This window comes from Trebonia sp. (assembly GCF_030042015.1).
Lineage (GTDB): Bacteria > Actinomycetota > Actinomycetes > Streptosporangiales > Streptosporangiaceae > Trebonia.
This window is the reverse complement of sequence record NZ_JASIAL010000045.1, coordinates 1-11,700: the sequence shown is the minus strand read 5'-3', so window position 1 is coordinate 11,700 and position 11,700 is coordinate 1. Positions and strand designations below refer to the sequence as shown.

5 protein-coding genes and 1 pseudogene are annotated in these 11,700 nt (G+C 65.2%); 3 read left to right on the top strand and 3 right to left on the bottom strand.

The window, feature by feature from the left end:
• Positions 1-369: 369 nt before the first annotated feature.
• Both Q1N79_RS01990 and Q1N79_RS01985 read right to left on the bottom strand, forming a co-directional pair.
• Positions 370-3,300 carry a hypothetical protein gene (locus Q1N79_RS01990; protein WP_300603433.1) on the bottom strand — a complete coding sequence of 977 codons (2,931 nt, stop codon included), beginning with the start codon at positions 3,298-3,300 and terminating at the stop codon, positions 370-372.
• Positions 3,287-4,084: a hypothetical protein gene (locus Q1N79_RS01985; RefSeq protein ID WP_300603430.1), complete on the bottom strand. Its 798-nt coding sequence runs from the start codon at positions 4,082-4,084 to the stop codon at positions 3,287-3,289. Before Q1N79_RS01985 ends, Q1N79_RS01990 begins: the two co-directional genes overlap by 14 nt.
• Before the next feature lie 490 nt (positions 4,085-4,574).
• Here Q1N79_RS01985 and Q1N79_RS01980 point away from each other — a divergent pair, with 490 nt between their 5' ends.
• The 3 genes and pseudogenes from Q1N79_RS01980 to Q1N79_RS01970 all read left to right on the top strand — a co-directional run bounded on the left by Q1N79_RS01980 (position 4,575) and on the right by Q1N79_RS01970 (position 10,335).
• Complete coding sequence (locus Q1N79_RS01980) at positions 4,575-8,672, top strand: NACHT domain-containing protein (protein WP_300603427.1); 4,098 nt, start codon at positions 4,575-4,577, stop codon at positions 8,670-8,672.
• Between the two features lie 380 nt (positions 8,673-9,052).
• Positions 9,053-10,075: pseudogene (locus Q1N79_RS01975) on the top strand (IS110 family transposase); the annotation flags it as partial.
• Positions 10,076-10,113: 38 nt separating this feature from the next.
• Positions 10,114-10,335, top strand: a complete 222-nt coding sequence (locus Q1N79_RS01970; protein ID WP_300603436.1) for a DUF2283 domain-containing protein — start codon at positions 10,114-10,116, stop codon at positions 10,333-10,335.
• 180 nt (positions 10,336-10,515) lie between these two features.
• Here Q1N79_RS01970 and Q1N79_RS01965 read toward each other — a convergent pair.
• The coding region (locus tag Q1N79_RS01965) for a tyrosine-type recombinase/integrase (RefSeq protein WP_300603424.1) at positions 10,516-11,700 on the bottom strand (1,185 nt) is incomplete at its 5' end.

The window sequence follows — 11,700 nt, the reverse complement described above, 5'->3', positions numbered from 1 at the left end:
TCTGCACCACCGCCCTGTTCACGTGGAAGCTCGACGCGACGGACGTGTCGCGGATGGCCGGCCACGCGAACTACCGCATCACCCTCGACATGTACGTCGGCGCCACCGCCGGCGTCCTGGACCGCGCACGAGCCGCCACCGAATAACCACCCCGCTCGCGACGAGCATCACGGCTCTCGGCCTGGAGACGCGACGCTGGTCAACTCTCCTCACGGTCGGTGACAGCCATATGAGATGTAGGGCGCGAGATCCGCCGTTATTTGCGTTACCTGCGGTTCGAAACGAGGCAACGAGGCACGCCCATAAAGATCGATATAGTGTATGAGAAGAAAGAGTTAGCCGAATTGCGCCCGGAAAAATAGGCTGGCGTCACCTGTTGGCAGTGGTGGTGATCTGCTTTGCCAGTTCGACCATTCCCCAGGCAGCGATCTTCTGTACCAGGACTGTGGTGCGCCGTCTGACGTTAGGGTCTGTTGCGCTGAGCAGGTAACGGAGGGCCGGTTCAGCTTTCATGACTGCGTGCTGCAATTGGATGTCGTTAGTTGTGTTGTCAAGGACGATGTCAAGCGCCGTAATCACGTTATCTTCGTTGCCGATGACCCGGTCTGCGAGAGTCTGGGCGACGAGGCTTGGCGTCTCGATGGCTGGTGAGATCTCTAGGACCAGCAGGAGTTCCCTGAACTGCCAGGCTGTATCCAGATTCCCGGCGCGCCACCACCAGGGGAAGCCGGTGACCATGGCGACTGCGGAATCGCGGTCCCCGCTGCCCGCGCGCCTCTGCGCTTGTTCCCGCCACCAGTTCCATACGTCTTGCGCCGCCTGTGCCTGGCTTGCCGCGGCTTCACCGGCTCGGAAGATGAGCGATCCGAGATGGCCGATGGCTTCTCCCGTGTCTTGGACGCCTGCCTTACGGATGGCCGTCGTAATCAGGGGGTCATCGGTGCTCAGCGCGTTCCAGAGCAGGAAGAGGAGGAGATGGTCGAGCACTGCCTGACGGGTATTACGGAGGGTGCTCCGCCAGGCTCGGGGTGGTTGCTTGCGCAACCTGTTGATCTCGCGCTCGTAGTAGGGCTTGAGCAATTCCAGGAAGCTACGGTCCTGGGGGCCGTTCGCGAGTAGGTATGCATCGAAGGCAGCCTGACCCAGCACCTCGGCAGGGATCTGCTCGGACGGCTCGGCTACTGGCCTTGCCGGGTCCGGCGCTGCGGCAAGGGGGCCGAATATCGCTTCAAGGTGCTCACTGGTCCACGCGGGCAGGCGTGAGTAAAGGAGCGGGAAGAACTGGCCATATACCGTTCTGATCGCGGTAGACGTCTCGTGGGCGAGGTCGAGCTCACGTGAGAGCAGCTCCAAGAGAACCGGCGGCGCGTCGTCCTCAGTCCTGCCGAGCCTGCGCCACCAGTTGCTAAAAGCAATCAGGCAGCCAGCGGCTTGGCCGCGAACAGAGTTCAGCGCCCGGTCAGCGGGGTCAAGGCGGTCTTCTGCAGTTTCGTCCTCAGGTACCGGGTCAGGACTGTCGAGCAATGTCTGTATGATCGTCAAGATCGCCACGGCATGCTGGGCCGTCAAGCCGGAACCCTCTGCGGCCAGAGCGGTCTTGAGAAGCATCAGTACGCTCCGGTGGACCCATCGCGGCGACTCTTCTGCCTGTTCGGCGTTGCGCCCTCCCGGATCTCGCATGCCGGCGATGCTGGAGGCTAGACCCAAGACTGCCTCCCAGTTGAAGTCTAGAGGATTTTCCGGACGGTTCGCGGTGGCATTTTTGCTTCGCGTGCCGATCGCTTGCCGGAGCCCTTCAAGGAAAGCATTCAGGTATGCGGGCCTCAGGTCGGCAAAGCTGGATGCGAGGAGCGAATATTCACCTGGCCGGGCGGTGATGTCGTCGGAGATCTGCTGGGCCAACGACTGGTCGAGAAACCTGAAGACCATGTGAGCTGGCGGCTGGTAATTCCGGGCCAGATCGATAACTTCGGCGACGGTCATCGATGAAAGTTCCTGGCCGGAGACGGGAGACTCAATCACTTGCGCTGTGGACGTCCAGTGGCTGAACCCCGGATGCTCGGGCGGCTGGACTCCTCGCGCCGCAAGATCAGCTGCAATGGCATGAAGCAGCTGTGGGAGGTTCTCGCCCAGCAGGGCCATCCGGTCGACACGCCAATGGTCCCTGAATCTTGCGACTTGTTCCGCAGGCGCGGGTGCACCCGGCGAGCCCAGCATCTGGCTGATCTCGGGGTCGCTCATCTGCGGGCCTTGCCGCAGCCAGTCGGCAAGCTGCGCAATGTCCGCAGCCGCGAGGTGCCGGAGCATCTCCCGGATCAGTGCCCCGTGCTCCAACCTGGTGCGGGGGTCATTGAAGGCGGACTTATCTAGAATCACCGACCGGGCATAGCCATGCAGCGCGGTGATACGGGAAGCGGCATCAGGATCTTCCTCGCCGCCGGGATCAGCGACTGCCGCGGCAGTCACGTAGTACGCAATGCGGCTGAACAGAACTGCCCTGCGGCGCAGCAGTGCCCCCAAGACAGAAAGATCTCCAGTACGGCGCAAGTACGCAAGCGCGCAGTCGCGCAGCCCGTTGATCAGGTAATCAGCTGCGTCGATGTGCTGGTCTTGTTCGTGATCGGCAATGGAGGCCCTCATGAAGCTCGCCGCCTCTGCGCCGGCCTTCTCGCCGATCACGCGGTCTAGGGCATCCGCGAGAACAAGCACGCCATCGATCCCCGATCGCGCCAGCGGATCAGCCAGCACGCCGATAACTTCCCGGAGCCAGTACTCCTCCTGCACCCAGGACAAGATGGCCGACGCCAGCCGCCGGCCAGCCTTCTCCTGCCCGCCATCCAGCAGCCGGGCAGCCAGGTTCCCCAGATCTCTTTCATCCAGCGACCTGGAGTAAGGGCCGTGAATCCACCCGATTACATCATCGATGAAACCCGCAGCCGAACCGATAGGCAGACGCAGGAGCGTCGCCACAAGGTCACGTTGCACGATCGGATTAGCCGTGCCGGCAAGGCGCTCGACGACGGAGGCAGCAGTCTCTGGCACCTCTCCGCCCACACGGCGGAGATACTCCGACAAGGGCCAGAAGTCGATACGCACCGTCCCGCCAGCCTCCGCGATCGGCTCAGGGACGCGCTCCGGGTCGTACCAGCCGTCAGCGGCCAGGCGTTCCAGCCAAAGCGGGTTCTCCAGGCGGCTGAAGAAGTAGCGCAAGCGGGCGGGATGAGCCACTAGATCCTGGAGCCGACGGATCTGCCCATCGGTCGGCGCTGGCCATCCGCCCAAGTCCTCAGGAGTCACCACGCGCATCACCCTCATCTCGCAGGTAATCCGGAGCACCGCCTGGCTTCAGCCCTGCGTGACGGGCAACGACGACGGTCACATCTTCAACCTCGACCGGCTCAGGCTGGCGCGCGGTCTCTGCGAGCAGCTCATCCAGGTCCGCAACATGCTCAAGCGGGGCCAGGACACCCCGCATGACTTGTTCCAGGAACATGAAATCCCGGTGGAGATCCTCCTCGCCGATCGGCGAAGGTGCCTTATCGAACGCGTGGACGAACGCAAACAGGGTCTTACCGACAATCGTGTTCCATCGCCGCACGGTCGGATCGCGCTCAGCGTTGGTATGCCCGCCGGGAGCGTGCGGCTCAGCGATCATCATCGCCGCACGGCGGCCGGCGGTTCCCCGGATCCGGCTAGCAACGACCATCTCGACAGCAGCCTGCACAACCGGGCGCGGGACCAGGCACATCGCAACATCACCTCCGACCTCCGCGCATACCGCGAAGTCGGCAGCATCGTCGGGCAGTCCGGCACTTTCCCACACACGCATGAAATCCGCAGACTTATTCTCGCTCTGGCTGCGGTCCAGCCTCACGACCCCGACGACGTCGGGCAGGTGCAGACACAACTCCCTCACGGCATGAGCGAGGTGAGACATCCGCGCAGGCGCCCCTGGTGTCGACAAGAAGTAGATCGCCGACGCGTAATAATCCGCTAGCAGCGCGTTACGATGAGCTAGCTGAGCGTGCAGCCTCCGGCGCGCCTCCGACCAGCCGGCGTCACTACCCAGCGATGCACCTGACATGACACATCAGGATGACAGTTCACAGTCCACTAGGCCAACTTGCCGACGGGCCGAGGAACCGGATGGTCGGATTACTGACGTGGGATGGCGTTTGTCGCTCTGCGAATCGTCCCATGTCCCGAGCCGCGCGCACACTGCCGCCGTTCAGCGCGGCTCTCACACCCGCCCGGAAGACACGGGGAGCCCAACTCACGCGCGCAGAACCGGTAGATCGGCGTTGTCGCCAGTTCCGATCAAGGAGAGACGCTCCGCTCCCAGATTCATCTTCACCCTCATCAGTCGGCGCGCTTGGTCATCTTGGCTGGGGTCGATGAGTGGCAACCACGATCGAGACTTGCGGTGACAGTGAACCGCTCCGGAGTTTCCGCAGGCTCTGGACTCGCCGGGGCGGTTCACAGTCCAAGCTGCGGCAGCAGCGGATTTTATGCGGCCACTTTCTCGGTCCGCTTGTTACAGCCGCGTGTGGTATTAGGCCGGTTACGATTCGATAGTGGATTCAGAGTTTGTCAATTGGCTGATCACGGGTGCCCTGGGTCCGGCGCTGGTGGGGCTACCGGTCAGTTGGTCGGCCGGCAAACTCGGACGCCTGGCACGCGGCTGGCTAGACCGGATCCGTCGTGAGGACGGTCTTAGTCGGCTTGTCTTGGCTGCAGATCCGCTGGTCAAGCTTGGGGGCCGTGAGTTGGCTGCGGTGCGCCATTTGCTGGAGGATCCGCATACATGGCAGATGATCGCGGGTGGACCGGTGGGGGACCTGACGGCTGCCATCACGCAATGCCTCGCGGACGTCATCCCCGAGCAAGACGCAATAGATGCGGCGCGTGTTATAGCTCGCGGGCTGCTGGAGTTTGCCGTCTCCGACGTGGAGCCGGAGGTCTTCCAGCGTGTGCTGATGGCGCGGATCGCGCGGCTGGAGACGGGGCAGGCGGCGCGGCTGGATCAGGCGATGCTGCAGCTGCAGGCCGACCTAGCGGCGTGGCTGGCCTGTCAGAGTCAGACTGAGGAGGATAGGGCGGGCAGAATTCTGGACCAGCTGGCGGTTGTGTTGGACCGGCTGCCGCCGGGGCCCGCCAGCAGGGAGGACGTCTGCGTATACCTGGCTGTTCTGTTCAGGTCGCTAAATTCCGATAGCTGGCCGCAAGATCCTCGGCTCAGCGGGCAGATGCTGACCCCTTCCGATATCGAGCGGGAGCTGAGCATCGGCCGTGCCGACGGTGTCGAGGGCTGGGATCTAGATGACGGTGATATCGGCGCTGATGACCTAGCCGAGAGGTGCACCCGGCTGGTGATCTTGGGCGGCCCAGGGTCGGGTAAGACCTGGCTGGCGCGGCGGACGGCGCGGCGGCGCGCCGCGGCGGCGCTGTCGGCGCTGGCCAGCGGTGCCGGGCTTGATGAGGTCGAACTACCGCTGTTCACGACGTGCTCGATGCTTGCCTCCCGGTATAACGCGAGCCTGGGGATTCGTGATGCTGTTGTCTCGAGCGCGCTGAACCAGGCCGGTGACCTGGGCAGCCTCCGGATTGTAGAGGCGCTCCGGGTATTTTTCAGCGACCGGAACAGCCCGGTGCTGCTGGTGATCGATTCACTGGACGAGGCGCGAGACCCGGATCAAGTGCTGCAGCAGGCCGGAATGCTGCCCTGGCGCATCATCCTGACCTCGCGGCCCAGCTCATGGAAGCGGCAGCTCATGATTGACCCCGGCGAAGGCTCGCAGAAAGCCGGGGAATTGCGGCCGCTGCGCTACCCAGAAGATGTCGAGCCCCTCATCGTCAGCTGGTTCGCCTCCGATCCAGCCCGTGGCGATGCAGTGATCTCGCAGATCGCGGCTCGGCAGGACCTGCAGGACGCCGCAAGCGTTCCGCTGATCGCCGCATTCTTGTGCATTATCGGGGGTGATGCGCAACTGCCCGCGACGCGCCATGAAATTTACGCGCTAGTGACCTGGCAGCTGTTGTGGGGCCTATGGCACCGCAGCGGCTCGGAGGATTTTGACGTGGCAGGCTGTGCCGGAGTGCTGAGGGAATGGGCCTGGGCGGGGGCCGCTAAGGACGAGGTGACAGGGATTGGCGCCTGGCCTGACAGCATCCGCACGCCATATCGGCAGTTGAGACGGGCGGAGCTGACCGCGGTAAATCACGTGGCCGTCCCAGTGGGCTTGCCGAGCCTTGCACTCGGCCTGACGCCGCGACGGTTTATCCACAGAGCGATCCGTGAGCACTTGACTGCAGAATATGTCGCATTTCAGATGACCGCGGACCAGGCAGCCGCGGAACTGGTCAGCCACGTGTGGTACGACCCGGACTGGGAGTACGCGGGACCAGTCGCACTCGCAATGCACCCCGAGCGAGACGAAGTTCTGAAGAAACTGATCCGCTTGGCCGCCAGCCCTTTGAACGGCGATGCGGGCCTGGAACGGATCGACAGCTGCTGGGAACTGCGCTCATTCTTCACCAGAGTCGCCAGAGAGTCAAAGCAGGATAGCTGGACCACTGAATGCGCCAATGTTATCGGCCGTGCCCTGGTCGATTTGGCCGGCGAAGACCTACGACGTCTCCCAGTTGCACAAGACTGGCCAGCTGCAAGCCGGGAAATCCGCCGCAGCATCCTGGGGGCGCTTGATAGTGCCGGTACTCAAGACGCCCAGGCTCTGGTCGGGGCTTTGGCCAAGCTGGATCCGGGAGAGAACGACCTTACCCAGGCCCGCACCCGACTCCTGGATCTACTCGACACAGCCGATGCCGGGGTCGCAAGATGGCTGGCTGACGTGCTGGCTGGGCTGAACCCGGAGCCAGATGATCTGGTCCGAGCCCGGGGCCGAATATCAGACCTGCTCACTGAAACCGACAATTTCGGATACATCCGCCAACTAGCAGACGCCCTGGGAGAGCTGGGGCCCGAGCCAAGCGAGCTGGCCCGTCCCCGCGACCGGATCCTGGATCTGCTCGACCACCAAGTCGCGGACGGACTCACCCGCTTGACGGTTCCGCTACTCGTGGATGCGCTGACAAAGCTGCAGCCCGAGGCTAACGACCTATCGCGGGCGCGCGACCGAGTGCGGAGCTTGCTCGAGAAGGACCCATCATTGGCTGCGAGCGTGACCGGACTGCAGTGGGAAGCCAGTGATCTAGCCAGGGCGCGTAGCCGACTGCTGCACCAACTCGACCTGGCCAGTCCCAGCAACAGCGAAGGCCTCGCCGAGACCTTGGCCCGACTAGCCCTGGACACAGGCGAACTGACCCGTGCGCGCAGCCGAATGCTGAACTTGCTTGACGCAGCCGAACCTCATGACGTGCCGGGACTGGTCAACGCGCTTGCCTGCCTGGATCCGGAGGCAGCAGGCTTGGCCAAACGCCACGCGAGAAACCGGGTTCTAGACCTTCTCGACGTCGCCGGACTCTTCAGCGGCGTGCCGACGCTGGCCGAAATGCTGATCTTGCTGGACCCTGAGCCAGGCGACCTGGCTCGGGCCTGCACCCGGGTCATCGACCTGCTTAACACCGCCAATGCTCAATTCCTGACCCGGGTCTTGGCCGCGCTGCACCCTGAGACAGTTGCCCTCACCCGTGCCAGGGCCAAGGTGCTTGACTTCCTCGATGATCCCACCGCGCCGTGGGCTGTCTGGGCCCTGACCGACATTCTCACCGAAATGGTTCCGGAGGCCGGGGACCTGGCTCGCGCCCGAGCGCGGCTACTCGACCTGCTCGATACCAACACACCCGGGGAGGCCTCCCTCACGGCGGGCCGCCTGATCAAGCTGGCGCCGGAGCCCGGTGAGCTGGCGCGGGCCCGCGCCCGCGTCCTGGATCTCCTCGAAGCCTCCGAGCCCTTGGCCACCGACTACTACCTAGCGGAGGCTCTGGCCGAGCTAGCCGGGTTTCTGGCTGAGCTAGCACCAGAAGCAGGCGACCTGGCCCGTGCCCGCGCGCGGGTGCTCCACCGGCTGAGCACTGCTGATCCTGCGGGAACTGCCAAGCTGGGTGAGGCGCTGATCAGACTAGCCCCGGAGGCGAATGACCTGGCTCAGGTACTTGACCTACTCGACCAAGCCCGCAGCCAGGACGCTGAGAGTCTTGTCGGTACGCTGCTCAGGCTGAACCCGCAGGCCGGTGACTTGGCCCGGGCCCGGCGAAGAGTACTAACGTTCTTCGACACCGCCAACGATCTCAGCATCCAGGAACTCGTCGACACATTGGCCAAGCTGAACCCTCCAGCCAGCGACCTGGCCCAGGCACGCAGCCGAGCGCTGGTCCTATTCGAGGCAGCAAATCCTTGGGACATCGAGGGGTTGGCCCTAGCACTAAAGGGGTTGAGCTCACAGGCCGATGACCTGACTGGTGCTCGAGCGTGGGTGTTGTCCCTCCTGGGCCAGGTCCAACCGCATCATGCCCGAACGCTGATCACGGTGCTAACCGAGTTGCGGCCAACCGCCAACGACCTCTTGGGCTGGTCTTCTTGGTCAGTAGCGCCGGACCATGAACTTTTGGCTGCGACACGGCGTAACTCACCGATCGAGTCGTGGCTAAAACTATTGGCGACGCTCGACGGCCTGCGACTCAGTGCGGGGGACTGGACTAGTGGCGACCAGTAGCTTCTTGTCGGTGACACAAGCGACTCGACGGTGCGCCAGGCAGCGGCCGAGGCACTTACCCACTATCGGCACCCTCGCCCTCCTAGGAAGTAGGAGTGCGTCCCGAACAGATAATCTGCGCTCACACACGCAGAGAGATCATCGAGCCGTGGGTCGCTCAGAATCGGCAACTTGTTTAGATCGTCTCCGGGAGCTCGGGGATCTGGGATCCTCGGGCGTTGAGCGGGGCGGGCTCGCTCGCGAATCGGCTGCCGTCGCCTTTAGGTGTTCTGGCTCACGAACGGCCTGCGGCCCGTCCTGTTCACCCGGTGAGGTAGTGGCTCAAGAGAGGTCTGCGCTGCCGGAAGTTGCATTGCCCTCCTCGCCTGCCGACACCCCCGATGGCCAGGAGGAACCCTGTTGTGAACGATGACGTGATGATCGCCGTGGACCCGCATAAAGCCAGCAATACCGCGGCCGTGCTGGATCCGGTGAGCAAGGCCCTGATCGAGACGGCCCGGTTCGCGAACGGCGCCGAGGGTTATGACCAGCTGACGGCGTTTGCCGCGCGATGGGCGCAGCGGCGGTGGGCTGTGGAAGGATGCCATGGCGCGGGCCGGTCGCTGGCCCAGCGGCTGGCCGCCGACGGGGAGCTGGTGCTGGACGTACCCGCGAAGCTGGCCGCCCGGGCGCGGGTGTACTCCAGCGGGCATGGCCGCAAGACCGATAAGCATGATGCGGTCTCGATCGGCCTGGCGGCCCTCGACGGTGCTGGCATCGCCGCGGTAACCTGCGACGACATAACGGTGAGCCTGCGGCTGCTATGCGACCGGCGCGACGAGCTCGCCGCGCAGCGCACCCAGGCGGTGTGCCGGCTGCACCGGCTGCTGGCCGAGCTGACGCCCGGCGGGATGCGCCGCGAGCTGACCGCGAACAAGGCCCAGGCGCTGCTGGCCCGGATCCGCCCTGCAGACGACGTATCGGCGGTCCGGCTGCACATCGCCAGGGACCACCTGGCCGACATCCGCGCCCTGGATGCCAGGCTCAAGTACCTCGCGGGGCAGATCGCCGCCCTCGTCGCCGCGTCCGGCACCACACTGACCAGCCTGTACGGGATCGGGCCGCTGATCGCCGGGCGGATCCTGGCCGAGGCCGGCGACATCGCCCGGTTCGCCACCAAGGACAAGTTCGCCAGCTACAACGGCACCGCCCCGATCGACGTGTCCTCCGGCGACCAGGTCCGCCACCGGCTGTCCCGCGCGGGGAACCGGCGCATCAACCACGCGCTGCACATGATGGCCGTCACCCAGATCCGCTACCCCGGCACCGACGGGCGCCGCTACTACGAGCGCAAGCGCACCGAGGGCAAAACCCCGAAAGAGGCGCTGCGCTGCCTTAAGCGGCGGCTGTCTGACCAGGTATACCGCCAGCTCATGGCCGACCGGCGGAGCAGAATCAGCGTGTGCGGATCACCTACCACCCCGCCGCGGACGCGGTCTACATCTACCTCACCGGCGGCCCGCTCGCACCCGGCCGCACCACCATCCAGGCCGGCACCCCGAACGGAATCAGCGGCTTCGTCGCCCTCGACTGGAAAGACGGCCGCCTTGTCGGCATTGAAATCCTCGACGCCAGCACCCGCCTGCACCCCGACCTCCTCGATGAGGCCGAAATCCTCGAATAACACAGCATCCCCTTGACAGAGAGGAGCCGTTCTGCGCCTGCTCATGGCATAGCCCTTTCCGGAGCCGTCACCGACAGTGGCCATGAACCGGGGGACCTTTCAAATTACGGCCGCAGCTCGGATGCACCTCCACCGGCTGCTGGATATGAGAGGAAGCGCCGCTCGTCGCGAGCGGGGCGGTTATTCGGTGGCGGCTCGTGCGCGGTCCAGGACGCCGGCGGTGGCGCCGACGTACATGTCGAGGGTGATGCGGTAGTTCGCGTGGCCGGCCATCCGCGACACGTCCGTCGCGTCGAGCTTCCACGTGAACAGGGCGGTGGTGCAGAACGCGTGCCGCAGGCTGTGCCAGGTCCACGTGCCGTTGCCGCCGGCGTCGCGCCACCCGGCCGCCAGGTAGGCAGGCTGCAGGATCCTGCGGTTGAAGTTGCTGGAACGCCAGTACCCGCCTCTGCGGCTGGGGAAGACCAGCCCGAGCGGGTTGCTCCCGGCCTCCTGCTCGGCGCGGGCCTCCTCGATGCGGGCGGCGAGCCGCTCAGCCAGCGGGCAGCCGCCGGGCGTGCGCCGGGGGTAGATCGTCCGGCGGAACTTGCGGTTCTTCGGCGCCTCGACGTACAAGCGCCCGCCAACCTCGACTACCTTGCGGTCCACTCTTATCTCCCGGCGCGCCTGGCAGACCTGCCCGATGGTGAGGGCTGCCAGTTCGCCCCAGCGCAGGCCGCTGTAGGCGGCGAGGTTAGCCATCAGTTCGTCCTGATTGCCTCGCCGCCCTGCCGCGAGCGCTCGGCCTAGGCCGCTGACATCGGTTGCGGACGGGATCTCGGCGGGATCGACCCACAGCGAAGACTCACCAGCGACGCTGACGGCCGGAGCGGGCAGCGGGCGGTCCCCGGCCTGCCAGTGCACCGTCGCCAGCCGGGAGTTCACTAGGTAGCCGGCTTCGATCCCGGCCGTGACCAGGGCCGAGAGCATCCGGTGGACCCGGTCGCCTTCCCCTGCGGTGGGCGCGGCGTTAACGATCTTCTGGGTGTGCTCGGTCTTGATGTCCTGGCAGGTGAGCGCGGCGATGACCGGGGCGGCGAACCGCTCGCACAGCCGCCGCTGGGTGTCAGCGTGCTTGCGCGACCACCGGTCGCGGGCCGGCAGCCGGTCGGGGTCTAGGTAGTGCGCGATGAGATCAGCGCCTGGCCGCCGCATGTTCGGGGCGCCGGCCTGGAGCCTCTCGGCGACTTTCTCCAGCTTGGCGGCCAGCCTGTCCTCGGACACGGCCTCGCACTGCTGCCGCCCGCCGGCCTCGTACCAGACCGCCCGCCACCGCCCTCCCCCGGACCTGGCCGGGTACACCGTGATCCCGCATTCCAATTCGAT

Bases quoted from the DNA above. Each gene is read 5' to 3' on its own strand.
- Q1N79_RS01985 (WP_300603430.1), bottom strand. From the start codon at position 4,084: ATGTCAGGTGCATCGCTGGGTAGTGACGCCGGCTGGTCGGAGGCGCGC.